Here is a 25,265-nt window from a genome sequence, read left to right on the forward strand (position 1 = left end):
CGAGCAGCTGGCGACGAGTGGCTCAAGCTCCGCCGGGTACGAAGTTCATGAGCGCGATCACGATCGCCGAGATCACGACGAACGCGCCGATGGGCCACCACGCACTCATCTGCTCGCCCTCGGGGCGCCGCTTGCGCAGCAGCACGTCCGGGCGTCGCGCCGGGTCGACCGCGGCGGCGACGACCTTCATCGCACCTGTCTGCGGAGTCGCGGAATCGGGAGTGGAACCGGTGGGTGCCGACATCCTCTGTCCCTTCACGCAAGCCCGCCCGCGGGCGCGGGCGACGGTCTCATTCTGCCAGACCGCCGCCGCGGCACCGGGTCGTGTCGCCGTGGCAAACGTCGTCGAAGACCGTCAGAGCCACTTCGAGGTGAGGTGCTCCGAGGAGATGCGACGGAGGGTTCCCGATGCGCCGCGCAGCACGACGCTCTCGGTGTAGATGTGGTCGCCCTCGCGACGCACACCGCCGACGAGCTGGCCGTCGGTGACTCCGGTCGCCACGAAGATCGTGTTGTTTCCCTTGACCAGATCGTCGGCCTCGTAGACGAAATCGTCGAACTTGAGCCCGGCGTCGAGACCGCGCTGCTTCTCGTCGTCGTTGCGGGGCCAGAGGCGCCCCTGAATGTGGCCGCCGAGCGCCTTGATCGCGCAGGCCGTGACGATGCCCTCGGGGCTGCCGCCCACACCCACGCAGATGTCGGTGCGTGCGTTGTGCCGCGCCGCGTTGATGCCGCCGGCGACGTCGCCGTCCGACATGAGGCGGGTGCCCGCACCGGCCTCGCGGATCTCCTCGATGAGACGCTCGTGACGATCGCGGTGCAGCACCGAGACGACGATCTCCTCCACCGGCTTGCCGGTCGCCTTCGCGAGGCGGCGGATGTTCTCGCCGATGGGCAGGCGGATGTCGACGACGCCGACGCCGGCAGGACCCGTCACGAGCTTGTCCATGTAGAACACGCTCGACGCGTCGAGCATCGCGCCGCGGTCGGACACGGCGATGACCGACAGCGCGTTGTTGCGTCCCGCGGCCGTCAGCGACGTGCCGTCGATGGGATCGACGGCGACATCGCACTGCGGGCCGCGACCGGTGCCGACGTGCTCGCCGTTGAAGAGCATGGGGGCGTTGTCCTTCTCGCCCTCGCCGATGACGATGACGCCGTCGAAGTTGACGGTGCCGAGGAACGCGCGCATCGCGTCGACGGCGGCACCGTCGGCCGCTTCCTTCGCCCCGCGGCCGATGAACGGCACCGACCGGATGGCGGCGGCCTCGGTGGCACGGACGAGCTCGAGAGCCAGGTTTCGATCGGGATGCAGCGGGCTCATGTCCGCGGTCAGACTCACCATGGACGCCAGCCTATCGATCGAAGTGTGTCGAACCCCGCCGTTTTCGGCGCTTGAGCCCCGAAAGATCGCCGCTTCTTTCGCACGGCGGCGGAGCCGCGGCATCCGGGCCCCTTCGCTAGAGTTGCGCATGGAAACGACGCCTCACTCAAGGAGCCCCCATGCCCGTCGCCACCCCTGATCAGTACGCCGACATGCTCGACCGCGCGAAGGCCGGCGGCTTCGCGTACCCCGCGATCAACGTGTCGAGCTCGCAGACGATCAACGCCGTCCTCCAGGGCCTCGCCGAGGCGGGCTCCGACGGCATCCTCCAGGTGACCACCGGTGGCGCCGACTACTTCGCCGGCCAGACCGTCAAGGCCCGCGCCACCGGCGCACTGGCCTTCGCCAAGTACGTCACCGAGGTCGCCAAGAACTACGACATCACCGTCGCCCTGCACACCGACCACTGCCCGAAGGACGCGCTCCCCGGCTTCGTGCTGCCCCTTCTCGAGGCGTCCGAGGAAGAGGTGCGCGCCGGTCGCAACCCGATCTTCCAGTCCCACATGTGGGACGGCTCCGCGGTGCCCCTCGACGAGAACATCGACATCGCCGCCGAACTCCTCCCCCGCCTCAAGAACATCCACGCCATCCTCGAGATCGAGGTCGGCGTCGTCGGGGGCGAAGAGGACGGCGTCAAGCACGAGGGCACCAACGACGCGCTCTACACGACCGTGGGTGACGTCACCAAGGCCGTCGAGGCCCTCGGGCTCGGCGAGAAGGGCCGCTACATCTCGGCCCTGACCTTCGGCAACGTGCACGGCGTCTACAAGCCCGGCAACGTCAAGCTGCGCCCGGAGCTCCTCGGCGAGATCCAGGCCGGCATCGCCGAGAAGTTCGGCACCGGCCCCAAGCCGCTCGACCTCGTCTTCCACGGCGGCTCGGGCTCGACCCCCGAGGAGATCGCGCTCGCGGTCGCGAACGGCGTCGTGAAGATGAACATCGACACCGACACGCAGTACGCGTTCACCCGCTCGATCGCCGGCTACATGTTCTCCAACTACGACGGCGTGCTCAAGCTCGACGGCGAGGTGGGCAACAAGAAGGCCTACGACCCGCGCGCCTGGGGCAAGGTCGCCGAGTCGGCGATGGCCGTGCGCGTCGTCGAGGCCACGCAGCAGCTCGGTTCGGCGGGCAAGTCGCTCGGCGCCTGACACGTTCCCACGACGCCCCGCTCACTTCGGTGGGCGGGGCGTCGTCGCGTCTCCGGCTCCCCCCGTCGACGGTGCACGCATCCGTGCCCGTCGCCGCGGTGGGTCACGCTCCGGCGCCGAGCCGGGTGACCGCGGAGCGACCGGCCGTCAGAGAGCGGATGCCGCGGCTCGCGCGACGCCCGGAACCCCGTCGATCACGGTGGGGGCATCATCCGGCACCGACAGCACCGTGATCTCATCTCCGGCCGCGACCTCGCCCGGCGTGAGCACGCGCAGGTAGGGGCCGAGACGCCCCTCGCGGGTGAATCGCTTGACCCACCCGCGCTCGTCGTCACCGCCGACCCACCGCGCGAATGTCTGGCAGGGCTTGCGCGGCGACGTCACCTGTACTTCGAGGGTCGCGCCGATGCGCCAGACCTCGCCGACACGCGCGGCGTTGACATCCAGCCCCTCGACCCGCAGGTTCTCCCCGAAGAAGCCGGGCGCGAGCATTCGGCCGAGCTCGCCCTCCCAGAACCGCGCGTCTTCTTCGGCATAGACGTAGACGGCCTGGTCGAGGCCGCCATGATGCTTGCGGTCCGCCTGCACGTCGGCGTAGACGCCGTAAGGACCCACCTTCATGGGGCCCTCGACGGGCCGCTTGTCGATCGCCGTCACGCCCACCGTGCCCGCATCGGGACGCAGGTCGTGCACGACGCAGACGGCGATGACGCGAGGCATGGCGGTCTCCCTCAGGTGGCGGTCGAACTCGGCGCGATGACGCCGACGCTCTGGATGGCGGTGAGGAAGGCCGGGTCCGACAGCAGCGGCACGACGACCAGGAACGACGCGAGGATGTTGATCACGGCTCCCGCGACGAGCGGGATCCAGAAGGCGAGACGCCCCGAACGTGTCACGGCCCAGGAGAGCACGAACGTGGCGAGCCAACCGACCCCGAGCACGACGGCGGCGGCGATGCCCCACGCGCGACCCGACGCGGGCACCGGAAGGTCCGATCGCAGACCCATGACCTGCGAGAGCGTACTGACGAAACCGGTGAAGTCGACGAACTGCGGAATGGCGCTCAGCACGGTGACCAGCCCGTAGCCGAGCAGCACGAAGGTCGCGACGCGGTCGATGAGTCGAGGCCGCCGCACCGCCGCGCCGCTGACCGGCGCCGGGGGCGGAAGGACGGGAGGCGCGGCCGGCGGCGGCGGCGCGATGCCGTCCGACAGGTGGTCGGTGACGGAGGGCTGACGGATGCGGGCGCGCTGTTCCTCGGGCGTGGCGTACTCGCCGAACTGCGGGCGCGGGCGCTCCTCGGGGGACTCCTGCGGGTCACTCACGGCCGGATCGCCCTCCCAGCGCCCGGGCGTCGCGGCGACCCGTGGCATCCTGACGCAGTTCCTTCGGCAGCGAGAACAGCAGGTCCTCCTCGGCCGTACGCACCTCTTCGACGTCGGAGTAGCCGGCGCCCGACAACTCGTCGAGCACCTCCTGCACGAGCACCTCGGGAACGGAAGCCCCGCTGGTCACCCCGACGGTCGCGACGCCGTCGAGCCACTCCTGCTGCACCTCCGACGCGTAGTCGACGCGGTACGCCGCCTTCGCGCCGTGCTCGAGGGCGACCTCGACCAGCCGCACGCTGTTCGACGAATTGGCCGATCCGACGACGATCACGAGGTCCGCGCCCTGCGCGACCTTCTTGATGGCGACCTGGCGGTTCTGGGTGGCGTAGCAGATGTCGTCCGACGGCGGATCCTGCAGCTCGGGGAAGCGCTCGCGCAGACGCCGCACGGTCTCCATCGTCTCGTCGACCGACAGCGTCGTCTGCGACAGCCACACGACCTTCGACGGGTCGCGCACCTCGACGGTGGCGGCGTCGGCGGGCGAGTTCACGATCGTCACGTGGTCGGGCGCCTCTCCGGCGGTCCCCTCGACCTCCTCGTGACCGGTGTGGCCGATCAGCAGGATCTCGAAGTCGTCGCGCGCGAACCGCACCGCCTCGCGGTGCACCTTGGTGACCAGCGGGCAGGTCGCGTCGATCGCGACGAGACCGCGATCGGATGCCGCGTTCACCACGGCGGGCGACACACCGTGCGCGCTGAAGACGACGTGCGCCCCCTCGGGCACCGCGTCGACCTCGTCGACGAAGATCGCCCCCTTGCTCTCGAGCTCGCGCACCACATGGATGTTGTGCACGATCTGCTTGCGCACGTAGACCGGGGCGCCGAACCGCTCGAGCGCCTTCTCGACGGCCACGACGGCGCGGTCGACACCCGCGCAGTAGCCGCGCGGGGCGGCGAGCAGCACCTTCTTGACGCCGTCGACCGGGTTATCCTGAAGGCGCCCGCGACGGCCCGGAACACGGGGCACAGGCAGGGAGACGGCGGCGGAGGTCACCCGTCGAGTCTAATGATCGACGCCTGGGAGGGCGCGGGAGGATCGCATGGCCAGGTTCGAGCCCGAGCTCGCCCCCGGCGAGACCCCTCCGCCGGCGTCCGTGCACCCGAGGGATGCCACGAAGGATGCCCCGACCTCCGTCGGGCGCTTCAACCAGACCATCCGCGACTTCGTGTCGGCCTGGGGGTCGGTCTGGGTCGAGGGCGAGATCACCTCCTGGAACCTGCGGGCCGGCAACGTGTACGGACGTCTGACCGATCCCGACTCCGACGCCAGCATCGCGTTCCGCATCTGGGGAAGCGTCCGCAGCCGTCTCGCCGACGATCTGAAGGTCGGCGACCACGTCGTCGCGTCGGTGAAGGCGGACTACTTCGTCAAGTCGGGTGACTTCAGCGTCATCGTCTCGGCGATGCATCCGCTCGGTCTCGGTGACCAGTTCGAGCGGATCGAGCGCCTGCGCGCCGCCCTCTACGCCGAGGGATTGTTCGACGCGTCCCGCAAGCGGCCGCTGCCGTTCCTGCCCCAGCGCATCGGCCTCATCACCGGCGAGCGCTCCGACGCCGAGAAGGACGTGCTCCGCAACGCCGAGCTGCGCTGGCCGGGCGTGCGGTTCCGCGTCGAGCACGCAGCGGTGCAGGGCGAGCGCAGCGTCGGCGAGATCGTCGCCGCCCTGGAGCTGCTCGACGCCGACCCGGACGTCGACGTCATCGTCATCGCCCGCGGCGGCGGCGACCCGCTGCACCTTCTGGGATTCAGCGACGAACGCCTCGTGCGCGCGGTGGCCGCGGCATCCACCCCCGTCGTCAGTGCGATCGGGCACGAGAACGATCATCCGATCCTCGACGATGTCGCGGACCTGCGCGCCTCGACGCCGACGGATGCAGCCAAGCGCGTCGTGCCCGACGTCGGCGAGCAGCGCGCCATCGTGCAGCAGCTGCGCGCCCGCGCGACGCTGCGGCTGACCCAGCGCGTGCAGCACGACATCGCCCAGCTCGAGCAGCTGCGCTCCCGTCCCGTGCTGCGCACGCCCGACGCCCTGCTCGACCCGCGGGTGCACGAGCTCGTGCTGCTGACCGCGCGCGGTCGCGACACCGTCGACAGACGATGGGATGCCGCGGCCCGCCAGAGCGCGGAACTGCGCGCCGCGCTGCGCGCGCTCTCCCCCGGCGCGACACTCGCGCGCGGCTACGCGATCGCCTACCACCCCGACGGGCGCGTGCTGCGCGACGCCGCCGACGCCCCCACGGGGAGCGCCCTGGTCGTCACCGTCGGACGCGGCTCGCTCGCCGCGCGCAGCGAGGGCGAGCTCGCCGAGGGGCCGTCGGCGGCGACCGCCGGAGATTAGGATGGTGGGCATGACCGACTCGGACGCGCGCCCGTCTGACGTCGCCGAACTCTCGTTCGAGCAGGCGCGCGACGAACTGGTGCGGGTGGTCGCGGAGCTCGAACAGGGCGCCCCCACTCTCGAGCACTCCCTCGCATTGTGGGAACGCGGCGAGGCGCTCGCCGCCCGCTGCGAAGAGTGGCTGCGCGGGGCCAAGCGGCGCCTCGACGCGGCACGGTCCACCGCCGAAGGCGACGAGAGCTGATGACCGAGCGCATCGTCGCCGAGCTCGGCCGCGCCGAGACCCCGCAGGAGACCGCCGACCGCAAGGCCGAGTCGTCGCGGGCCTACCGGTCGAGCAAGACGTTCCGGAACCTCCTCGCCGCCCTGCTCGCCACGATGGCGATCGTCGTGGTCGTCGTGCTCGCCGTGCCCCGCGGACAGCTCGCCGCGACGCCCGCGCCCGACGTGGCCGCCCTCGCGCAGAGCCTCTCGGCCAGCATGAACCGTGCGGTCATCGCACCCGCCACCCCCACCGGCTGGACGGTGAACCAGGCTCAGGTCGAGGGCGACAGCGTCAGCGCGTGGACGATCGTCTACGTGCCGGACTCCGCCGGCTACCTGCGTGCCGCCCAGGGGTTCGACGCCGACTCGGGATGGGTGGTGCGCACCCTGTCGGGCGCCGCCTCCGACGGAACGCTCGCGATCGACGGCATCGACTGGACGCGATACGACATCTCCGATCCGAGCAAGGCCGGGAACGTGTCGTACGCGCTCGCGACATCGGCGGGCAAGGACACGATCCTCCTCTACGGCACTGCGACCGCGGCGCAGACCGCCGAGCTCGCACAGAACCTCACCGCACAGATCCGCACACTCCGGGAAGCCGCGCAATGACCGACACCGCTCCGCTCACCATCTGGAACCAGATGCTCGAGGGCAACGCCCGCTTCGTGACGGGCGCGCCGCAGCATCCGCGTCAAGATGTCGAGCGCCGCCACGAGCTCGCCGCCGCGCAGCGCCCGCGGGCCGCCCTCTTCGGCTGCGCCGACTCGCGCCTCGCGGCGGAGATCATCTTCGACGAAGGGCTCGGCGACCTGTTCGTCGTGCGCAATGCCGGCCAGGTGATCTCCGACTCCGTCGTCGGCAGCCTCGAGTACGCGGTCGCCGCGCTCAACGTTCCCCTCATCGTCGTGCTCGCCCACGACGCCTGCGGCGCCGTGCAGGCCGCGATCGACTCCACCGGCGAGGACGCCCCGGAGCTGCCGACGCACATCTGGCACCAGATCGCGCCCATCGTGCCGGCCGTGCGCACAGTGATGCGCGCCGAGCACGTTCCGGCCGCGCACGCCGACCCCGAGCACGTCGGCCGAGAGCACCTGCGCAACACCGTGCACGCACTGCTGCAGTCCTCCGAGCTCATCTCCACCGCCGTCGCCGCCGGCACTCTCGCGATCGTCGGCGCCAACTACCGTCTCGCCGAAGGAACCGCCGTGCCCGTCGTGGTCGTCGGCGGCGAGACGAACTGACCGCACACACCGCACTGGGAAGGGACAACGCTGTGACCGAGACCGAGTACCGCATCGAGCACGACACCATGGGGGAGGTGCGCGTACCCATCGCGGCGCTCTACGGCGCACAGACGCAGCGCGCCGTCGAGAACTTCCCGATCTCGGGAACCGGCCTCGAGTCCGCGCAGATCGCCGCCCTCGCCCGCATCAAGAAGGCGGCCGCGCTCGCGAACAAGGAGCTCGGCACCCTCGACGCGGGAATCGCCGACGCGATCGCCGCGGCGGCCGACGACGTCATCACCGGCGCCCACGACGACCAGTTCCCCGTCGACACCTACCAGACCGGCTCCGGCACCTCGTCGAACATGAACATGAACGAGGTGCTGGCCACCCTCGCGACGGCGCGACTCGGCTCCCCCGTGCACCCGAACGATCACGTCAACGCCTCGCAGTCGTCGAACGACGTGTTCCCCACCTCCGTGCACATCGCCGTCACGCAGGCGCTCATCGAGCACCTGCAGCCCTCCCTCGACCACCTCGCGGTGGCACTGGAGAAGAAGGCCGTGCTCTGGAAGGACGCCGTCAAGTCGGGCCGCACCCACCTGATGGATGCCACGCCCGTCACCCTCGGGCAGGAATTCGGCGGCTACGCACGCCAGGTGCGTCTCGGCATCGAGCGCATCGATGCGGTGCTCCCCCGCGTGAGCGAGGTGCCCCTCGGCGGCACGGCCGTCGGCACCGGCATCAACACCCCGCTCGGCTTCCCACAGAAGGTCATCGCCCTGCTCGCCGCCGAGACCGGCCTGCCGATCACCGAGGCCGAAGACCACTTTGAGGCCCAGGGCGCGCGAGACGGCCTCGTCGAGGCATCCGGCGCCCTGCGCACCATCGCGGTGTCGCTCACCAAGATCAACAACGACCTGCGGTGGATGGGCTCGGGCCCGAACACGGGCCTCGGCGAGCTGCACATCCCCGACCTTCAGCCCGGCTCCTCGATCATGCCCGGCAAGGTCAACCCCGTCATCCCCGAGGCGACACTCATGGTCGCCGCGCGGGTCATCGGCAACGACGCGACGGTCGCGTGGGCCGGGGCATCCGGCGCGTTCGAGCTGAACGTCGCGATCCCGGTCATGGGCACGGCGCTGCTCGAGTCGATCCGTCTGCTCGCGAACGCGACCCGAGTTCTCGCCGACAAGACGGTGGACGGCCTCGAGGCGAACCTCGAGCGTGCCGCCGCGTTCGCCGGCATGTCGCCGTCGATCGTCACGCCCCTCAACAAGGTGATCGGCTACGAGGCCGCCGCCAAGATCGCGAAGCACTCGGTCAAGAAGGGCATCACGGTGCGCGAGGCGGTCATCGACCTCGGCTACGTCGAGCGCGGCGAGATCACCCTCGAGCAGCTCGACGAGAAGCTCGACCTGCTCTCGATGACGCACGCCGGCTGACCCCGCGGCATCCGACCCGCCTGTGGCCTCTTCCGAGGGGCCGCAGGCGGGTCGCGCCATAATCGGAGCGTGGAGCAGTCACGGCGAGTTACGTCCGCGCGCATGCGGATCCTCAGCGCTCTCGTGGCCGTCACGACGCTCGGACTGCTGCTGACCGGCGCCATCAGCTTCTTCCTGCAGTACGAGCGCACGCTCGCGAGCATCGACGTGAAGCTCACCGAGAAGGTGAAGAGCCTGCCGTCACCGGCCACGGCGACGTCGGTGCCCGCGTACCTCGAGTCGGTCGTGACCGGCTTCCTGCCGGTGCCCAACGAGGCGGTCTTCGGCATCGTCGACGGACAGGCGGCTGTGTTTCCGGCCGCCGGCACGGAGTTCGGTGAGGGCGACGAGAAGGAGATCGTCTCCGCCGCCCTCGCCCAACCGGGTGCCGACGGCCACACCGTGCTGGGCACCGTCACGACCGCCGATGCCGGCACCGTGCGCTACATCGTGCAGCCGGTCTCGGTGCCGGGCGACGGGCGCACCGGCGCCTACGTGCGGATCGTCGGGCTCGACGCCGAGCTGCTGCCGTTCCGCGCCTCGGTGATCAGCTACGCGATCGCCGGAGTCGCAGTGCTCGCCGCCGTCGCGCTCATGAGCTGGTTCCTGACCGGACGACTGCTCGCACCGTTGCGACGACTCCAGGAGACCGCGGAAGCCGTGACACTCGGCCACTTCGGCGACCGGGTCGAGACCGACGGCGATGACGAGATCGCCGACTTCACGCGCACGGTGAATTCGATGTTCGACCGTCTCGAGGCCTCCGTCGACACCCAGCGGCAACTGCTCGACGACGTCAGGCACGAACTGAAGACACCCCTGACGATCATGCGCGGCCATCTCGAGATGATGAATCCGCGCGACCCCCTCGATGTCGAGGGCGTCCGTCAGCTCGGCCTGTCCGAGCTCGACCGCATGACCCAGCTCGTCGATGACATCGACCTCCTCGCGTCCGCGGAGGACAGCGACCAGTTCCAGCGCCAGGACATCGACGTGTTCGATCTGACCCTTCGGGTCGGCGGGCTCGTCACGGCCATCCCCGATCATCTCTGGGTCGTCACCGACCGAGGCTCGGGCGTCGTCGTGGGCGACGACGCCCGTCTGCGCCAGGCATGGCTGCAGCTGGCCGACAATGCGGCGAAGTACGCACCCGCGGGCAGCACGATCGAGATCGGCAGCGCGGTCGTGGACGACGTCGCTCGGCTGTGGGTGCGCGATCACGGACCCGGCATCGCACCCGCGGACCGGCGGCGTGTGTTCCGACGGTTCGACAGGGCGCAGGCGGGGCGCGGCGTGAACGGTTCGGGCCTGGGCCTCGCGATCGTCGACGCGATCGCCCGGGCTCACGGCGGTTCCTGCGTCGTGACGGAGACGCCGGGCGGCGGCGCCACGCTCACGATCGAACTCCCCCTGCACCGCAGTGCCCCCGCGCTGCCGACTCCGGTGCGCGCCGAAGACGTGCTGCACCAGCGGAAGGCCTCCGAATGACCCGCATCCTCATCGTCGAAGACGAACCCCGTATCGCGACCTTCGTGCAGCGGGGATTGGAGACCGCCGGCTACGAGACGGAGATCGTGGACAACGGCTTCGACGGCGCGGAACGTGCGCTCTCCCCCGACATCGATCTCGTCCTCCTCGACGTCGGACTCCCCGGCATCGACGGCTTCGAGGTCCTGCGTCAGGTGCGCGGGCAGGGCTCCTCCGTGCCGATCATCATGCTGACCGCCCGCACGTCGACACGCGACACGGTGGATGGGCTGGATGCCGGCGCGAACGACTACGTCGCGAAGCCCTTCACGTTCGAGGAGCTGCTGGCTCGGGTGCGCTCTCGGTTGCGCGAGAACACCACGCCCACGACGCCCGTGACGATCGTGCGCGGGGAGGTCGCCCTCGACGTCATGACCCGACGGGCCGCCGTCGACGGACGGGAGTTCGATCTGTCAGCGCGGGAGTTCGCGCTCGCCGAGCAGTTCCTCCGGCACCCCGGCCAGGTGCTGAGCCGCGAGTATCTGCTGAGCAAGGTCTGGGGTCTCGACTTCGATCCCGGCTCGAACGTGGTCGATGTCTACGTTCGTTACCTCCGCAGCAAGCTCGGCGCCGATCGCATCACGACGGTGCGCGGAGCCGGCTATCGGTGGGACTGACCCCTCATGCGAGAAGCCCCCGGTGTGGGGGCACCGGGGGCTGACGAGGAGACTCGGAACCCGAACCGTCCGATCCTCGGTCGCGACAACCGGGGGTCCGTCGCGATCACTCAGTTATCCACCGGATCGACATGGGGGGGTGGGGGGAGCCGATCCGATGCGGCAGGCGAACCTCGTCGCCGCTGCATCCATCCTGACGCGTCCAGGCGCCGAACGCCCCCCTTTCCAGATGAGAGTGTTCTCATCTTTCAGGGGGGCGCTCGAGATGCCTCAGGACAGTTCGCCGGCCTCGAGCAGATCGGTCACGAGGGCCGCGATCGCCGACCGCTCGCTGCGCTGGAGCGTGACGTGACCGAACAGCTCGTGCCCCTTGAGCGTCTCGATCACCGAGGCCACGCCGTCGTGCCGTCCGACGCGCAGATTGTCACGCTGGGCGACGTCGTGGGTGAGCACGACGCGGGAGTTCTGCCCCATGCGGCTGAGCACGGTCAGAAGCACGTTGCGCTCGAGCGACTGCGCCTCGTCGACGATCACGAACGCGTCGTGCAGCGAGCGACCGCGGATGTGGGTGAGCGGGAGGACCTCGAGGATGCCGCGCTCGGTGACCTCCTCTAGCACGTTGGAAGAGACCACCGAGCCCAGCGTGTCGAACACCGCCTGACCCCAGGGGTTCATCTTCTCGGCCTGGTCACCGGGAAGGTAGCCGAGCTCCTGGCCACCGACCGCGAACAGCGGCCGGAACACGATGATCTTGCGCTGCTGCTGCCGTTCGAGCACTGCCTCGAGACCCGCGCAGAGGGCGAGCGCCGACTTGCCGGTGCCGGCGCGCCCACCGAGGGACACGATGCCGACGCCGGGATCGGTGAGCAGGTCGATCGCGATGCGCTGCTCGGCGGAGCGACCGTGGAGGCCGAAGACATCGCGATCGCCACGCACGAGGCGGAACGAGCCGTCGCCCGAAACCCGGCCGAGTGCCGAGCCCCGCTCGGAGTGGATGATGAGACCGGTGTTGACGGGGAGGCCTGCGGCATCCTCGCTCACCGCGATCTCCGTCTCGTAGAGGTCGCTCATCTCATCGCCCGTGAGATTCACCGAGGCGATCCCCGTCCAGCCCGAGTCCACGGCCTGCTCGGCCAGGTACTCCTCGGCGATGATGCCGAGTGAGGACGCCTTCACGCGCATCGGGAGGTCTTTGGAGACCACGGTCACGTCGTGACCCTCGGACATGAGGTTCAGCGCGACAGCGAGGATGCGCGAATCGTTGTCTCCCAGGCGCAGGCCCGAGGGGAGCACCGTCGGATCGGTGTTGTTCAGCTCCACGCGGAGCGTGCCGCCCTCGCCGACCGGGACCGGGAAGTCGAGTCTGCCGTGCTCGACGCGCAACTCGTCGAGGTGGCGAAGAGCCTGCCGGGCGAAGTAGCCGAGTTCGGGATCGTGCCGCTTCCCTTCGAGTTCGGTGATCACCACGACGGGGATCACGACGGAGTGCTCCGCGAACCGGAAGAACGCGCGTGGATCGCTCAGCAGGACGGAGGTGTCCAAAACATAAGAGCGCAGGTCAGTGAACTGATCTGCGCTCTGGTGCTCGGTGACTCGCTGCTGCTGGCGTGGTGCTCGTGTGGTCACAACCGCTCCCGACCCGGGACGTGTCCCGGTGACTCGCGAGTCGACCGTTGGGCCACGAGTCGCGATCCAGGTGGCCGACTCGACCGGGCGCCTTGCCCGATGAGCACAACCTACGACCAACGGCTCTATCACCCGCATTCGGCGCGGCGTGTCTCGCGTTACGGCTTCGTGAACAGCCCGCGTCCGTTGTGATACGCGCGAAAAGTACCTGATCAGCCGCCGAAACGGCGATCACGTGAGGCGAAGTCGCGGATGGCGCGCAGGAAGTCGACCTCGCGCAGGTCGGGGCCGAGCGCCTCCACGAAGTAGAACTCGCTGTGGGCGCTCTGCCAGAGCAGGAAGTCGCTGAGGCGCTGCTCCCCCGAGGTACGGATGACCAGGTCGGGATCGGGCTGCCCTCCGGTGTAGAGATGCTCGGCGATCTGCTCGGGCGTGAGGCTGGCGGCGAGCTCCTCGAGGGTTCCGCCACGCTCGTCGTGCTGGGTGATGATGCTGCGCACCGCGTCGACGATCTCGCCGCGTCCGCCGTACCCGATCGCGAGGTTGACGTGCATGCCCGTGTGCGCGGCGGTGCGGTAGGCGACATCTCTCAGCACGCGCTGCAGCTCGTCGGGAAGGAGGTCGAGTCGACCGACGGGCTGCACGCGCCAGTCCCGTTCATGGGACAGATCGTCGGCGAGCTGGCCGATGATCTCGATGAGGTCGGTGAGCTCTCCGCTGTCCCGTTTACGGAGGTTGTCGACAGAGAGCAGGTAGAGCGAGGCCACCGAGACGCCCACGTCGTCGCACCAGCGCAGGAACTCGCGCATCTTGGCCGCGCCGGCACGATGCCCGTGTGCGGCCGAGTCGTAACCGAGCTGTCTCGCCCACCGCCGGTTGCCGTCGATCATCATCGCGACGTGACGCGGCACCTGGGCAGGCGGGATCTGACGCAGCAGACGATTGATGTAGAGGCGGTACAGCGGACCGCGGCCCTCCTGCGTTCGGCTCGACATCACCGTCCTACGCTATCGCTCTGCTGCGTATTCACCCCATGTACGACGGCTGGCATGGGCACGCCCGTAGTCTCGTTCCGATGAGCCGTTCTTCGCGAGACGTCCCTCAGCTCCCGCTCCTCGAGGCAGGAGCGGTTGCCGCGCACACGGATCTCAAGCCCACCTGGCGCGGCTGGATCCACGCCGGCACGTTCCCCGTGGCCCTCGCCGCCGGCATCGTGCTCATCTGCCTCGCAGACGGCACCGTCGCGAAGTGGGCGGCGGCGATCTTCATGACCACCTCGCTGCTGCTGTTCGGCAACTCCGCCGTGTACCACCGCTTCAACTGGGGACCGCGCGTCAAGGCGACGCTCAAGCGCATCGACCACGCGAACATCCTGCTGCTGATCGCGGGAACGTACACGCCGCTCGGTCTCCTCGCCCTCCCTCCCCAGAAGTCGACGCTCCTGCTGTCCCTGGTGTGGGGTGGGGCGCTCCTCGGCATCCTCTTCCGCGTGCTCTGGATCAACGCGCCGCGCTGGCTCTACGTCGCGCTCTACATCGTGCTCGGCTGGGCGGCGGTCATGTACATCGGCGATCTGGTCGCGGCGAACGTCGCGATGATGGTGCTGGTCGTCGTCGGCGGGCTGCTCTACACGGCCGGCGCCGTCGTCTACGCGCTGAAGCGGCCGAACCCGTGGCCCGGGGCGTTCGGCTTCCACGAGATCTTCCACGTGTGCACCGTGCTCGCGTTCCTGTGCCACTGGACGGCGAGCCTGCTCATCTGCCTCCGTCCGGCCTTCAACGCCTGAGGGGGCGGCCGTCGTCAGGCGCGGGGCGACCCGTCGTCGTCGCCGGATGCCGCAGCATCCTCTGCGGCGTCGAGTTCTTCGTTGATCTGCGCGCGGTAGTTTCCGCGGCGGATGCGGCGCAGCATGTCCCATACGAGGAAGAAGACGGCGACGGCGAGAACGCCGCCGACGATGAATCCGGCCGGTCCCGGTGTGACGAGGATCGGGTCGACGTCGCTCGGCGAGGGGGTCGGGGTGGGGGTATCGGTCGCCGCCAGCCACCAGATCACCGGGTGCATCTGTCCTCAGTTCCGCGCGCGAGCGCATAGCCTTGAAGCACCAGCCTAATCAACGAAAGCCGTGACCCTCATGACGACGCAGGAGCTGCTCGATGAGCGCTACGGGCGCACTCGCTCGCGCCGTTCGCGGCGCTGGTGGACGCTCGGCGCGGGAGCGGCGATCGCTGCGGGTGTGGGAGTGATCGCGTGGTACGCGTTCGCCTCCGCGGCCGACGCCGTGGACACGACGACGACCGCATTCCACCTGGTCGACGACCACACGGTGACCGTGACCTTCCAGATCACCGGTCCCGCCGACAAGGCGATCGCCTGCGTGCTCGAGGCCGATGACGCCGACCACGGCGTGGTCGGCTGGAAGGTCGTGCAGTACCCCGCCTCGGGCACCCACGCGCAGGCGTTCACCGAGCAGATCCCCGTGACGGGCATCGCGACCACGGGTTTTGTCAACACCTGCTGGGTGCCGTAGCCTGTCGGGATCGAATGACGACGCCCTGGCGGGAGCCGGGGCGTCGTGCCGTATGACGAAGGAGACACCGTGTCCACGGAAAACCAGGTGACCTTCCTGACCCAGGAGGCGTACGACCGCCTCGTCGCCGAACTCGAGCACCTGTCCACGACGGGCCGCGAGGAGATCGCCAAGCGCATCGAGGCCGCCCGCGAAGAGGGCGACCTGAAGGAGAACGGCGGCTACCACGCCGCCAAGGACGAGCAGGGCAAGCAGGAGGCGCGCATCCGCACGCTGCAGGCGCTGTTGAAGAGCGCGAAGGTAGGCGACGCGCCCGAGAGCCACGGCGTCGTGGAGCCCGGCACGGTCATCACCGCGCTGGTCGCGGGCGGCGAAGAGGTCTTCCTCCTCGGCAACCGGGAGATCGCCGGAGGCACCGACCTCGACGTCTACAGCGAGGTCTCCCCGCTGGGTTCGTCGATCCTCGGCCTCAAGGAGGGCGAGAAGACCTCCTACACCGCGCCGAACGGCCGCGAGATCGCCGTCGAGATCATCAAGGTCGACACGTTCACGGGCTGAACGCACCGACGTGAGACTGGCCGGTCCCCCTCGGGGGCCGGCCAGTCGTCGTCTCAGTCGGCGACGATCGTGGGCTGGAAGCCGGCCTCTTCGAGCGTGCGCAGCACGAGCGCACGGTGCTCGTCACCGCGCGTCTCGACGCTGAGCTGCAGCACGACCTCGCTGATGAGCAGCCCCTGCCCGTGGCGGGTGTGGAGCACCTCGATGACGTTGGCGCCCGCGAGGGCGAGCAGTTCGGACACGCGGGCGAGCTGGCCGGGACGATCGGGCAGCGGGATGCGCAGGCTCGTGTAGCGATTGGATGCCGCGAGCCCATGCGCGACGACGCGCTGCAGCAGCAGCGGGTCGATGTTGCCGCCCGAGAGGATGGCGACGGTCGGTCCGTCTGCGGGCACCTTTCCGGTGAGGATGGCGGCGACGCCGACCGCGCCGGCGGGCTCGACGACCTGCTTCGCGCGCTCGAGGAGCACGAGGATGGCCCGGGCGATGTCGTCGTCGCTGACGGTGACGACCTCGTCGACGTAGCGCTGCACGAGCGCGAAGGGGATGTCACCGGGGCGCTTGACCGCGATGCCATCGGCGATCGTCGGCGTCGTGTCGACCTCGAGCGGTTCGCCCGCCGCGATCGACGAGGGGTAGGCGGCCGAGTTCTCGGCCTGCACGCCGATGATCCGCACCTCGCGACCTTCGGCGGCCGCACGCAGCTTGATGGCGGCGGCGACACCCGAGATGAGGCCTCCCCCGCCGATGCCGAGCACGACCGTCCGGACGTCGGGCACCGCGTCGAATACTTCGAGGCCGAGTGTGCCCTGCCCGAGGATCACATCGAGGTGGTCGAAGGGGTGGATGAACACGGCCCCGGTGCGCTCGGCGAACTCGGCGGCGAGGCGCAGCGGCGTCTCGACGGTCGGCCCGTCGAGCACGACGTCGGCGCCGTAGCCGCGGGTGGCGAGGAGCTTGGGCACGGGGACGCCCAGAGGCATGAAGATCGTCGCCGGGATGCCGAGGCGCTGGGCGGCGAGCGCCACGCCCTGCGCGTGGTTTCCGGCCGATGCCGCGACGACGCCGCGGGCCCGCTCCTCCTCGCTCAACCGGGAGAGCCGGTAGGCGGCGCCGCGGATCTTGAACGAGCCGGTGCGCTGCAGGTTCTCCAGCTTCAGGTGCACCGGGGCGCCGAGCACCTCGGAGAGGAAGTGCGAGCTGTCCACGGGGGTGGTGGCGATCAGCGGAGCCAGGGTGGCTGCGGCATCCTCGAACTCGGCAAGTGTCGGCTCGCTCACGCGGGAGTCCTCCTCGGGCACGGCCCGTCGACCTGACGCCGCGGCTGCGAGCGCCCATCGACTCAGTCTAGGGTCGGGTGCATTCCGCTTCGGGCGTGCGTCGGGGCGCCGTCCTAGTCAGAACTTTCCGCCCATCTCGTGCAGGCGCTCGACCCGATCGGGGATGGGCGGATGCGTCGCGAACAGGCGCGACATCCCTCCGCCGCGCAGCGGATTCGCGATCCACAGATGCGCCATGGAGGTGTTCGGCTTCTGCAGCACGGTGCTCGCGCCCTCGAGCTTCTCGAGCGCCGATGCGAGACCCTCGGGGTCACGGGTCGTGAGGGCGCTGGTCGCGTCGGCGAGGTATTCGCGCTGACGGGAGATCGCGGCCTGCACGCCCGCCGCGAGCAGCGGCGCGACGATCGCGGCGACGAGCCCGAACACGAGGAACAGCGCCTGGGCCTGCGCGTTGTTGCTGTTGTTGCGGCGCATGCTTCCGAAGAACGCCATGCGCATGAGCATGTCGGCGATGAGGCCGACGGCGACGACGAGACCGAAGACGAGCAGCGACACCCGGATGTCGTAGTTGCGGATGTGGCCGAGCTCGTGCGCGAGCACGCCTTCGAGCTCGCGGTCGGTCATCAGCTCGAAGAGCCCGGTGGTCACGGTGATCGCGGCCTTGTCGGGCGAGCGGCCCGTGGCGAAGGCGTTCGGCGCCGGGTCGTCGACGACGTAGAGCGTCGGCATCGGCGTGCCGGTCGTGATGCACAGGTTCTCGACGAGCCGGTAGTACCGCGGCGCCTGCTCGCGCGTGACCTCGAACGCACCCGAGAGCGCGAGTGCCTCACGGCTGGCGGCGAAGTACTGGATGCCGGCGTACCCGGCCGCGAAGACGAGCACGAAGGCCGTCACCCACCAGTTGCCCGACATCAGCCAGCCGGCGACCAGACCGATCAGCCCGATGAAGACGACGAAGCCGACGAGGATGAACCAGGTGTTGCGCTTGTTCGCGGCGATCGCCGAATACACGCGTGCCTCGCGCCGCGATCAGAACTGGATGCGGGGCGGCTCGGCGATCGACGCGCCGTCGACCACCTCGAAGAACTCGCGCGGCGTGAAGCCGAGGTTGCGGGCGAACAGGTTGTTCGGGAACACCTTGATTTTGGTGTTCAGTTCTCGCACGCCGCCGTTGTAGAACCGGCGGGACGCCTGGATCTTGTCCTCGGTGTCGACGAGCTGCTGCTGAAGCTGCAGGAAGTTCTGGCTCGCCTGCAGCTGCGGGTAGGCCTCGGCGACCGCGAAGATCGACTTCAGCGCCTGCTGCATGTGCCCCTCGGCCACGCCGGCCTCACCGGGCGAGGAGGCGCTGATCGTCTCGGCCCGCGCCTGCGTGACGTTCTCGAACACCGCCTTCTCATGGGCCGCGTAGCCCTTGACGGTCTCGATCAGGTTCGGGAGCAGGTCGGCGCGTCTCTTCAGCTGCACCGTGATGTCGCTCCACGCCTCATCGACGCGCACTCCGAGCTGCACCAGCCCGTTGTAGGTCGCCCACAGGTAGATCCCCACGATCACCAGCAGGGCGACGATGATCAGAACCGGGATGAGCCATTCCATCTCGATCGACTCCGTTCGCGTAGTGCCCTCATACTAGTGGCGCCCTCGGGCGTGATGATGCGCTCGCGGCAGACTCTGGGTCTACTCCCCGAGGACGCGTCGGAGGTAGCGGTTGCGGAAGACCCGATCGGGGTCGAGCCGGTCGCGCAGGGCCGTGAAGTCGTCGAACCGAGGGTAGGCGGGGCGCAGGTCATCGGCGGTGCGCGTATGCATCTTGCCCCAGTGGGGACGCCCGTCGAAGGTGCGCAGCAGCTCCTCGATCGGTTCGAAGTAGGTGGCCGGGTTCTCCCGCCAGTAGCGGTGCACGGCGATGTAGCCGGTGGCGCGGCCCGAAGCCGTCGAGAGCCATAGGTCGTCGGATGCCGCGATCCGCACCTCGATCGGGAACGACACCCGGTACCGGCGCTCGTCGATGAGCGCGCGCACGGCGTCGAATGCCTCGGCGAGGCGCTCGGCGGGCACGGCGTACTCCATCTCGCGGAACCGCACGCCCCGGTGCTGCGTGAACACGGCGGTGGAGGCATCCGTGTACTCGCGTCGCCCCGTGACCTTCGCTGCGAGGCGCGACAGCGGCGGGGTGATCGCCGGCACGGCGCGGCCGAGAGCGCACACGGCGGTGAAGACGCCGTTGGAGAGCAGCTCCTCGTCGAGGAACTTCGCGACGCGGGGCAGCGGATGGCGCACGGCGCTCTCCGGCAAGCGGGTGTTGGTCTTCAGGAGTCCCACGTCGGTGTGCGGGAACCAGTAGAACTCGACATGATCGGATGCCGCGGCCCGGTCGGCGAACGTCGCCACGACGTCGTCGATCGGCTCGGGGTGCTCGACGGCGTGCAGCACGAACGCGGGCACGAGTCGCAGGGTGACCTCGACGAGGATGCCGAGCGCGCCGAGTCCGAGTGCGACCGCCGGAAGCAGATCGGCGTTCTCGGTGTCGTCGACGGTGAGGAACTCACCCTCGCCGGTGACCAGCGTGACCCCCGCGACCTGGGTCGCGATGCCGCCGAACGCGGCGCCGGTGCCGTGGGTGCCGGTGGAGATCGCCCCGGAGATCGACTGCCGGTCGATGTCGCCGAGGTTCGCCATGGCGAGGCCGTAGGGCGCGAGCAGCTTCGGGATGCGGTGCAGGCGGGTGCCGGCGCGGAAGGTCGCGAGCCGCCGCTCGCGGTCGACCCGCACGAGCCCGGTGAGGTCGCTGAGGTCGAGCAGCACGCCGGGCGCGACGGCGATGCCGCTGAAGCTGTGCCCGGCACCGACGGCCTTCACCGGCAGGCCGCGTGTGCGGGCGGCGAGCACCGAGCGGCGTACGGCGTCGGGCGTCGCGGGGTACTCGACCCGCGCCGGGCGCACGCTCTCGGTGCGCCCCCAGTTCGTCCAGGTGCCGCCGGGTCGTGTCACAGGAACGCCTTTCCCTCACCGCGGTAGGTCGCGGCCTCCCCCACGACGGCTCCCGCCGCCACGATCGCGAATCGCTCGACGCGCTCCGACAGCTCACCGCTCTTCGCGTGCCGGAACCACACCCGGTCGCCCACCCGCAGCGTCCGCGCCGCCGGCCCCTGCACCGGGGTCTGCACCTCGCCGGTGCCCTCGCGACCGAGGGTGCGCAGTCCTTCCGGCCACACCGGCGCGGGCTGCCGCGACGCGACCGGCGGGCCCGAGGCGACCCAGCCGCCGCCGAGCAGCGTCGCGATGTCGTCGGTCGGCCGACGGACCACGTCGAGGGCGAAGGATGCCGCCGGCGCCGGGTCGAACGCGCGGTAGCGCGAGAACAGATGCCCCGCGAACAGGCCGCTGCCGGCGGTGAGCTCGGTGACCGCGGCATCCGATGACGTGTACTCCAGCGACCCGGTGCCGCCGCCGTTGACGAACTCGAGCGGCGCGATGCGCGTGACCGCCGCCACGATGGCCTGCCGCCGTTCGCGCAGCTCGTCTCCCGAGGAGCGCTGCATCCAGCGGATCACGGGGTCCGACGGGCCCTCGGCGTCGGGCTGGCCGGCGATCTGCGCCTCGTACATCATGAGTCCGGTCAGGCGGAAGCCGGGTCGCGCCGCGATGTGCCGGGCGAAGCGGGCGACGTCGTCGGCGTCGTGCAGCGGCGAGCGCCGCACCCCGATGTGCCCGAGTGCGCGGCTGCGCCACGAGGCATCCGCGTCGATCGCCACCCGCACCTCGGGTCGCGTCGCGGGAGATGCGACCGCGTCGACCAGGTCGAGCTGGGCCGGGCCGTCGACCATGAGCGTCACGCGCGCGGATGCCGCCTCCGAGGCGACGAGCGCGGCGAGCGCCGCCCGATCGGCGGTCGGGTATCCGACGACGACATCGTCGTGGGTGTCGGCGAGCCACAGCGCCTCGGCGAGAGTGAACGCGAGGATGCCGCGATAGCCCGGTAGGGCGAGGAGCGCATCGAGCGCCTCGCGCACACGCAGGGACTTGCTGGCGACGCGGATCGGCATACCGCCGGCGCGCGCGATCATGTCGAGCGCGTTGTAGCGCAGCGCTTCGAGACCGAGCACGGCGACGGGGGCGGAGCGGTCGGCGGTGGCGGCCGTGAGCGAGGGCCAGTAGGCCGCGGGCTGACGCCACGGCTCGCCGACGGGCGCCGCGAGCAGATCGATCGTCATCGTGCCGTGCTCCTCGTCGCCGGTGGCCGCATGCGCTCAGCCTAGGCCGCGGCGACCCGCACCGTGACGTGCGTGCTGTGCGGGTGCGTCGTGCCTACGCTGTGCACGTGAGCACTGATGAAGGCGCGCCGCAGCGCATCGAGAGCCGGCATGGAGTGAGCGACGCCGACGACGCCGTCCCGGGCGACGGTCGGTTCGAGACGGCCACCGAGAAGTCCGATCGCAACTGGACCGACATCCTTCAGGAGTTGCGCGCCACGCAGACCGGCACGCAGATCCTCACCGGCTTCCTGCTCGCGGTCGCCTTCCAGCCGATGTTCCAGACACTCGACGCGTTCGCCCGCACGTTCTACCTGTGCCTGGTGACCCTCGCGGGCATCGCCACGCTGCTGGGCCTCACGCCGATCATCATGCACCGTCGCCTCTTCCGCCATCACGAGAAGGCGCGGCTCGTCGTGATCGGCAACGTCTTCCTGCTCGCCACCCTCGCGGTCGTCTCGCTGCTCGTCGCGGGGGTCGCCGCGTTCCTGTTCGGCGTGACGGCGGGGCTGCCCGCGGGCGCGGTCGCCCTCGGTGTGACCCTCGCTGCCGTGGCCGTCATCTGGTTCGCTGTGCCGCGGCTCGGGCGCACCCCGAGCTGAGTGGCGGGGCGCGGCATCCGTCGACTGCCGATCGGCAGTCAGCGACGACCCGGCGCCCCCGAAGCCGGAGCACGGTGGGGTGTGCCCCCGCTGGGACTCGAACCCAGACTGAAGCGATTTTAAGTCGCCTGCCTCTGCCATTGGGCTACGGGGGCCCGCCCCCACCCTAGGACAGCGACACGCGCCGTCAGAGGCGGGCGAGCGCGACGATGTCCTCCTCGAACTCGGTCGTCACCTCGCGCGAGACCGTGGCGCGGGTGCCGCCGAGCGCCCGCAGGTAGTCGTCCGTGCCGACCGCGTCGCCCGTGTCGCCGGACGCGAGGGCGCGCGCAAGAGCCTCCTGCGATGCGCGCCGCGCGGCGTACTCGATGTCGGCGGGGGTGAGTCCGTCGCTGGCGTCGACGAGAGCCGAGACATCCACGTCGCCCGCGACGTCGACAGGGATGTACCGACCCCAGATCGCGCGGCGCGCCTCCGCGTCCGGCAGGCCGATCGGCAGCACGTAGTCGAAGCGTCCGTGCCGCAGGAACGCGGCGTCGAGTGCGCGGATGAAGTTCGTCGCACAGATGAGCAGCCGGCCGTCCCGCTCACGGAACTCCGCGACGAGCTTCAGCAGCTCGTTCGTGACCCCCTGCGTGGGCGACGGCGGCGTGCCGCCCCGGTGAGCCGCGATCTCCTCGACCTCATCGATGAAGACGACCGCGTGCTCGAGCTGGTCGATCGCCTCGAACGTGGCACGCAGGGCGCCGGCCATCCCCCGCGCGCTGTCGCCGAGCCGCGAGGGGAAGACTTCGACGAACGGCCAGTCGAGACGGGATGCCACGGCCCGCGCGAAAGTCGTCTTGCCGGTGCCGGGCGGTCCGAACAGCATGACCGCCCGCGGCGGCACCACCCCGAAGCGCTCGGCGAGCTCCGGCTGCGCGAGCGGCGTCACGAGTCGCTCCTCGAGGATCGTCTTCTCCGTCGTCATGCCCGCGACCGCGTTCCAGAGGTGGCGCGGCAGAATGCGACCACCCAGCTCCTTCAGCACGTCGAGCTCGCGGCGCTGCACGGGGAGCTGGCGCTCCAGGTAGCGCACCGCTCGATGCACGACGAAGGAGTTCTGCGTGAACGGCTCGACCCGCTGCCCCTCCGGCACCAGCACCGACAGTGTGCCGAGCCCGAGCGGCGCCATCCGGCGCTCGAGCGCATCGAGCAGGGCGCCGCTGATCTCGCCCGCGGCATCCGTCTCGCGCACCCCGAAGAACACCACCCATCCCTGCGCGTGGGCGGCGCGGCCGACAGCGGCCCCGACGATGTCGTCACCGCGCACCGCGACCACCGCGTGGTCGGCCTGGCAGGAGGCCACGACCTCGGCCAGCGAGTAGATCGGCGTTGCACCTTCGCCCGTCACGTGGCCCCACAACCGCACGAGCTGGTCGAGATCGTCGCCGTGGAAGTCGCGGATGTGCACCTTGGTCACTCGGGCCTCCTCGGGCGCAGCCGCCGGACCCGAGGCACCTGTGCCCCGCGGCGGGAAGCCCAGCGTGGCATACGGCACGCGCACCCCGCCAGCGGTGCGGCCGGGAGTATCCGAAGAATGCGGAACGCCGCGGCATCCGAAGATGTCGCGGCGTTCCGTGAGACGTACGCCTACTTCGCGGCGGCGGCCTTCTCGGCGACCGGCGCCTTCTCGGCGGCCGGCTTCGCGGGCGCCTCAGCCGGCTGCGGCGGACGCGGGCGCGACGCGAACTCGTCGAAGAAGCGGCGCGGCGTCTGCACGGCCTCGAGGTTCACCACGTCGCGACCGAGCCAGAAGTTGTTCCACCAGCCCCACAGCACGCGCCACTTGCGCTCCCACGACGGCATCGCGAGACCGTGGTAGCCACGGTGGGCACCCCAGGCGAGGAAGCCCTTGAGGGCGATGTTGCCCGACTGGAACACACCGTTGTAGAGGCCGAGACCGGCCACGGCGCCCAGGTTCTTGTGGATGTAGTCCTTCGGCAGCTCGCCGCGCAGCACCGCGGTGAGGTTCTTCGCGAGCTGCTTGGCCTGACGCACCGCGTGCTGGGCGTTCGGCACGCAGAAGCCGCCGACACCGCCACCGGTGAGATCGGGCACCGCCGCGACGTCGCCCGCCGCCCAGGCGCCCTCGACGACGTTGCCGTCGGCGTCGATCACGCGCAGGTCGCCCTGCGTCGTGATGCGTCCGCGCTGCTCGCTGGGCAGGTCGCTGCCCTTGACGACCTGCGGGTTGGCCATGACGCCCGCGGTCCACACGATGATGTCGGTCGAGATGACCTCGCCGGTCGAGAGCTCTACGTTGCCGTCGACGGCCCCGGTAACCTGGGTGTCGAGGTGCACGTACGCACCGCGCTTCGCGAGGTCCTTCAGAACCCACTCGCTCGTCTTCAGCGACACCTCGGGCATGATGCGGCCCATCGCCTCGATGAGGTGGAAGTGCGTCTCGTCGAACGTCAGCTGCGGGTACTTCTTCAGCAGCGACGACGCGAAGTTGCGCAGTTCGGCGAAGGTCTCGATGCCGGCGAATCCGCCACCGACCACGACGACGGTGAGCAGACGCTCCCGCTCGGGTCCGGGCGGCAGCGCCGCGGCCTTGTCGAAGTTCGAGAGGAGCTTGTCACGCACCCACACGGCCTCCTCGATCGCCTTCATGCCGATCGCGTTGTCGGCGATGCCGGGGATCGGGAAGGTGCGCGAGACCGAGCCCGCGGTGACGACGATCTGGTCGTACTCGAGCTCCCACGCCTCGCCCTCGGACGGGGTGATGGTGGCGACCTTGTGGGCGTGATCGATCTTCGTCACTCGGGCGGTGACGACTTCGGTCGACGCCAGGTGGCGACGCAGGGCGACGACCGCGTGACGCGCCTCGATCGACCCGGCCGCGACCTCGGGGAGGAACGGCAGGTAGGTCATGTAGGGAAGCGGGTCGACGACGGTGACCTGAGCCTCACCCTTGCGGAGGTGCTTCTCGAGCTTCCACGCGGTGTAGAAGCCGGCGTAGCCGCCTCCGACGATCAAGATCCTGGGCACGGT

At 70.1% G+C, this 25,265-nt stretch carries 27 protein-coding genes and 1 tRNA gene; 12 read left to right on the forward strand and 16 right to left on the reverse strand.

The features are described 5' to 3' along the window. Nucleotides 1–22 precede the first annotated feature (22 nt). Nucleotides 23–244, reverse strand: coding sequence for a hypothetical protein (locus tag RR49_RS14245; protein WP_045248694.1), 222 nt, complete (start codon nucleotides 242–244; stop codon nucleotides 23–25). A gap of 111 nt (nucleotides 245–355) precedes the next feature. Further along, the gene (gene glpX / locus RR49_RS14250; protein WP_045248693.1) at nucleotides 356–1,345 is read right to left on the reverse strand and encodes a class II fructose-bisphosphatase; all 990 of its coding nucleotides are present in this window, start codon (nucleotides 1,343–1,345) and stop codon (nucleotides 356–358) included. Between the two features lie 158 nt (nucleotides 1,346–1,503). Between glpX and fbaA the strand changes: the two genes are divergently transcribed. Further along, the gene (gene fbaA / locus RR49_RS14255; protein ID WP_045248692.1) at nucleotides 1,504–2,535 is read left to right on the forward strand and encodes a class II fructose-bisphosphate aldolase; all 1,032 of its coding nucleotides are present in this window, start codon (nucleotides 1,504–1,506) and stop codon (nucleotides 2,533–2,535) included. 147 nt (nucleotides 2,536–2,682) lie between these two features. Here fbaA and RR49_RS14260 read toward each other — a convergent pair whose 3' ends face one another. The 3 genes from RR49_RS14260 to RR49_RS14270 are packed head-to-tail and all read right to left on the reverse strand — an operon-like array spanning nucleotide 2,683 to nucleotide 4,890. After that, complete coding sequence (locus tag RR49_RS14260) at nucleotides 2,683–3,255, reverse strand: MOSC domain-containing protein (RefSeq protein ID WP_048808837.1); 573 nt, start codon at nucleotides 3,253–3,255, stop codon at nucleotides 2,683–2,685. Between the two features lie 11 nt (nucleotides 3,256–3,266). Then, nucleotides 3,267–3,860, reverse strand: coding sequence for a DUF6264 family protein (locus RR49_RS14265; RefSeq protein ID WP_045248691.1), 594 nt, complete (start codon nucleotides 3,858–3,860; stop codon nucleotides 3,267–3,269). Then, entirely contained in the window at nucleotides 3,853–4,890 is a 1,038-nt protein-coding gene (locus RR49_RS14270) for a 4-hydroxy-3-methylbut-2-enyl diphosphate reductase (protein WP_045248742.1), read from the reverse strand. The genes RR49_RS14265 and RR49_RS14270 overlap by 8 nt, the downstream gene beginning before the upstream one ends. Nucleotides 4,891–4,963: 73 nt before the next feature. On the opposite strand from RR49_RS14270, the gene xseA reads away from it, so the two are divergent. From xseA to RR49_RS14305, 7 genes are all read left to right on the forward strand, one after another. After that, complete coding sequence (gene xseA, locus RR49_RS14275; RefSeq protein WP_045248690.1) at nucleotides 4,964–6,262, forward strand: exodeoxyribonuclease VII large subunit; 1,299 nt, start codon at nucleotides 4,964–4,966, stop codon at nucleotides 6,260–6,262. A gap of 10 nt (nucleotides 6,263–6,272) precedes the next feature. Further along, the gene (locus tag RR49_RS14280; RefSeq protein WP_045248689.1) at nucleotides 6,273–6,506 is read left to right on the forward strand and encodes an exodeoxyribonuclease VII small subunit; all 234 of its coding nucleotides are present in this window, start codon (nucleotides 6,273–6,275) and stop codon (nucleotides 6,504–6,506) included. Beyond that, entirely contained in the window at nucleotides 6,506–7,138 is a 633-nt protein-coding gene (locus RR49_RS14285) for a DUF4245 family protein (protein ID WP_045248688.1), read from the forward strand. The genes RR49_RS14280 and RR49_RS14285 overlap by 1 nt, the downstream gene beginning before the upstream one ends. Next, the gene (locus RR49_RS14290) at nucleotides 7,135–7,770 is read left to right on the forward strand and encodes a carbonic anhydrase (protein WP_045248687.1); all 636 of its coding nucleotides are present in this window, start codon (nucleotides 7,135–7,137) and stop codon (nucleotides 7,768–7,770) included. The genes RR49_RS14285 and RR49_RS14290 overlap by 4 nt, the downstream gene beginning before the upstream one ends. A gap of 32 nt (nucleotides 7,771–7,802) precedes the next feature. After that, nucleotides 7,803–9,197, forward strand: a complete 1,395-nt coding sequence (locus RR49_RS14295; RefSeq protein ID WP_045248686.1) for a class II fumarate hydratase — start codon at nucleotides 7,803–7,805, stop codon at nucleotides 9,195–9,197. 102 nt (nucleotides 9,198–9,299) lie between these two features. Beyond that, entirely contained in the window at nucleotides 9,300–10,724 is a 1,425-nt protein-coding gene (locus RR49_RS14300; RefSeq protein WP_048808834.1) for a HAMP domain-containing sensor histidine kinase, read from the forward strand. Further along, a complete protein-coding gene (locus RR49_RS14305) occupies nucleotides 10,721–11,380 on the forward strand; it encodes a response regulator transcription factor (protein ID WP_045248685.1) in 660 nt (219 codons plus the stop codon). Before RR49_RS14300 ends, RR49_RS14305 begins: the two co-directional genes overlap by 4 nt. A gap of 270 nt (nucleotides 11,381–11,650) precedes the next feature. Here RR49_RS14305 and phoH2 read toward each other — a convergent pair whose 3' ends face one another. Next, nucleotides 11,651–13,006: an RNA 5'-3' helicase PhoH2 gene (gene phoH2 / locus RR49_RS14310; protein ID WP_045248684.1), complete on the reverse strand. Its 1,356-nt coding sequence runs from the start codon at nucleotides 13,004–13,006 to the stop codon at nucleotides 11,651–11,653. Between the two features lie 212 nt (nucleotides 13,007–13,218). Beyond that, nucleotides 13,219–14,001 carry an isoprenyl transferase gene (locus RR49_RS14315; RefSeq protein ID WP_045248683.1) on the reverse strand — a complete coding sequence of 261 codons (783 nt, stop codon included), beginning with the start codon at nucleotides 13,999–14,001 and terminating at the stop codon, nucleotides 13,219–13,221. Nucleotides 14,002–14,081: 80 nt separating this feature from the next. Between RR49_RS14315 and trhA the strand changes: the two genes are divergently transcribed. Beyond that, complete coding sequence (trhA, locus tag RR49_RS14320; protein WP_045248682.1) at nucleotides 14,082–14,792, forward strand: PAQR family membrane homeostasis protein TrhA; 711 nt, start codon at nucleotides 14,082–14,084, stop codon at nucleotides 14,790–14,792. Nucleotides 14,793–14,806: 14 nt separating this feature from the next. Here the strand turns inward: trhA and RR49_RS14325 are convergent, their stop codons facing one another. Then, nucleotides 14,807–15,070: a FeoB-associated Cys-rich membrane protein gene (locus tag RR49_RS14325; protein ID WP_045248681.1), complete on the reverse strand. Its 264-nt coding sequence runs from the start codon at nucleotides 15,068–15,070 to the stop codon at nucleotides 14,807–14,809. A 70-nt stretch (nucleotides 15,071–15,140) separates the two neighbouring features. Here RR49_RS14325 and RR49_RS14330 point away from each other — a divergent pair, with 70 nt between their 5' ends. Both RR49_RS14330 and greA read left to right on the forward strand, forming a co-directional pair. Beyond that, nucleotides 15,141–15,536, forward strand: coding sequence for a DUF4307 domain-containing protein (locus tag RR49_RS14330; protein ID WP_045248740.1), 396 nt, complete (start codon nucleotides 15,141–15,143; stop codon nucleotides 15,534–15,536). Nucleotides 15,537–15,605: 69 nt separating this feature from the next. Then, complete coding sequence (gene greA / locus RR49_RS14335; protein ID WP_045248680.1) at nucleotides 15,606–16,094, forward strand: transcription elongation factor GreA; 489 nt, start codon at nucleotides 15,606–15,608, stop codon at nucleotides 16,092–16,094. Nucleotides 16,095–16,147: 53 nt separating this feature from the next. On the opposite strand, the gene ilvA is transcribed toward greA, so the two are convergent. From ilvA to RR49_RS14360, 5 genes are all read right to left on the reverse strand, one after another. Next, nucleotides 16,148–17,374 carry a threonine ammonia-lyase gene (gene ilvA, locus RR49_RS14340; protein WP_045248679.1) on the reverse strand — a complete coding sequence of 409 codons (1,227 nt, stop codon included), beginning with the start codon at nucleotides 17,372–17,374 and terminating at the stop codon, nucleotides 16,148–16,150. 117 nt (nucleotides 17,375–17,491) lie between these two features. Next, entirely contained in the window at nucleotides 17,492–18,385 is an 894-nt protein-coding gene (locus RR49_RS14345) for a M48 family metalloprotease (RefSeq protein WP_045248678.1), read from the reverse strand. 18 nt (nucleotides 18,386–18,403) lie between these two features. Beyond that, the gene (locus RR49_RS14350; protein ID WP_045248677.1) at nucleotides 18,404–18,970 is read right to left on the reverse strand and encodes a LemA family protein; all 567 of its coding nucleotides are present in this window, start codon (nucleotides 18,968–18,970) and stop codon (nucleotides 18,404–18,406) included. An 81-nt stretch (nucleotides 18,971–19,051) separates the two neighbouring features. Beyond that, complete coding sequence (locus RR49_RS14355; protein WP_045248676.1) at nucleotides 19,052–20,365, reverse strand: D-arabinono-1,4-lactone oxidase; 1,314 nt, start codon at nucleotides 20,363–20,365, stop codon at nucleotides 19,052–19,054. Next, on the reverse strand, nucleotides 20,362–21,588 hold the full coding sequence (locus tag RR49_RS14360; protein ID WP_045248714.1) for an alanine racemase: 1,227 nt from the start codon (nucleotides 21,586–21,588) through the stop codon (nucleotides 20,362–20,364). Before RR49_RS14360 ends, RR49_RS14355 begins: the two co-directional genes overlap by 4 nt. 107 nt (nucleotides 21,589–21,695) lie before the next feature. On the opposite strand from RR49_RS14360, the gene RR49_RS14365 reads away from it, so the two are divergent. Beyond that, on the forward strand, nucleotides 21,696–22,229 hold the full coding sequence (locus RR49_RS14365) for a DUF6328 family protein (RefSeq protein ID WP_245610991.1): 534 nt from the start codon (nucleotides 21,696–21,698) through the stop codon (nucleotides 22,227–22,229). Between the two features lie 82 nt (nucleotides 22,230–22,311). Here the strand turns inward: RR49_RS14365 and RR49_RS14370 are convergent. The 3 genes from RR49_RS14370 to RR49_RS14380 form a co-directional block, all read right to left on the reverse strand. Next, nucleotides 22,312–22,384: transfer RNA gene (locus RR49_RS14370), tRNA-Leu, on the reverse strand. A 32-nt stretch (nucleotides 22,385–22,416) separates the two neighbouring features. After that, nucleotides 22,417–23,691 (reverse strand): ATP-binding protein, encoded by a 1,275-nt coding sequence (locus tag RR49_RS14375; protein ID WP_045248673.1) that lies wholly within the window; start codon nucleotides 23,689–23,691, stop codon nucleotides 22,417–22,419. Nucleotides 23,692–23,861: 170 nt separating this feature from the next. Further along, on the reverse strand, nucleotides 23,862–25,262 hold the full coding sequence (locus RR49_RS14380; protein ID WP_045248672.1) for an NAD(P)/FAD-dependent oxidoreductase: 1,401 nt from the start codon (nucleotides 25,260–25,262) through the stop codon (nucleotides 23,862–23,864). Nucleotides 25,263–25,265: the final 3 nt, after the last annotated feature.

Origin of the sequence: Microbacterium ginsengisoli (assembly GCF_000956535.1) — a bacterium.
Taxonomy (GTDB): domain Bacteria; phylum Actinomycetota; class Actinomycetes; order Actinomycetales; family Microbacteriaceae; genus Microbacterium; species Microbacterium ginsengisoli.

Excerpts from the sequence above, each read along its gene's own strand:
- trhA (WP_045248682.1), top strand. The coding sequence starts at position 14,082 with ATGAGCCGTTCTTCGCGAGACGTCCCTCAGCTCCCGCTCCTCGAGGCA.
- RR49_RS14260 (WP_048808837.1), bottom strand. The coding sequence starts at position 3,255 with ATGCCTCGCGTCATCGCCGTCTGCGTCGTGCACGACCTGCGTCCCGAT.
- RR49_RS14325 (WP_045248681.1), bottom strand. The coding sequence starts at position 15,070 with ATGCACCCGGTGATCTGGTGGCTGGCGGCGACCGATACCCCCACCCCG.
- glpX (WP_045248693.1), bottom strand. The coding sequence starts at position 1,345 with ATGGTGAGTCTGACCGCGGACATGAGCCCGCTGCATCCCGATCGAAAC.
- RR49_RS14285 (WP_045248688.1), top strand. The coding sequence starts at position 6,506 with ATGACCGAGCGCATCGTCGCCGAGCTCGGCCGCGCCGAGACCCCGCAG.
- RR49_RS14280 (WP_045248689.1), top strand. The coding sequence starts at position 6,273 with ATGACCGACTCGGACGCGCGCCCGTCTGACGTCGCCGAACTCTCGTTC.
- RR49_RS14300 (WP_048808834.1), top strand. The coding sequence starts at position 9,300 with ATGCGGATCCTCAGCGCTCTCGTGGCCGTCACGACGCTCGGACTGCTG.
- RR49_RS14245 (WP_045248694.1), bottom strand. The coding sequence starts at position 244 with ATGTCGGCACCCACCGGTTCCACTCCCGATTCCGCGACTCCGCAGACA.
- xseA (WP_045248690.1), top strand. The coding sequence starts at position 4,964 with ATGGCCAGGTTCGAGCCCGAGCTCGCCCCCGGCGAGACCCCTCCGCCG.
- RR49_RS14305 (WP_045248685.1), top strand. The coding sequence starts at position 10,721 with ATGACCCGCATCCTCATCGTCGAAGACGAACCCCGTATCGCGACCTTC.
- fbaA (WP_045248692.1), top strand. The coding sequence starts at position 1,504 with ATGCCCGTCGCCACCCCTGATCAGTACGCCGACATGCTCGACCGCGCG.
- RR49_RS14350 (WP_045248677.1), bottom strand. The coding sequence starts at position 18,970 with ATGGAATGGCTCATCCCGGTTCTGATCATCGTCGCCCTGCTGGTGATC.
- RR49_RS14315 (WP_045248683.1), bottom strand. The coding sequence starts at position 14,001 with ATGTCGAGCCGAACGCAGGAGGGCCGCGGTCCGCTGTACCGCCTCTAC.
- RR49_RS14360 (WP_045248714.1), bottom strand. The coding sequence starts at position 21,588 with ATGACGATCGATCTGCTCGCGGCGCCCGTCGGCGAGCCGTGGCGTCAG.
- RR49_RS14290 (WP_045248687.1), top strand. The coding sequence starts at position 7,135 with ATGACCGACACCGCTCCGCTCACCATCTGGAACCAGATGCTCGAGGGC.
- RR49_RS14330 (WP_045248740.1), top strand. The coding sequence starts at position 15,141 with ATGACGACGCAGGAGCTGCTCGATGAGCGCTACGGGCGCACTCGCTCG.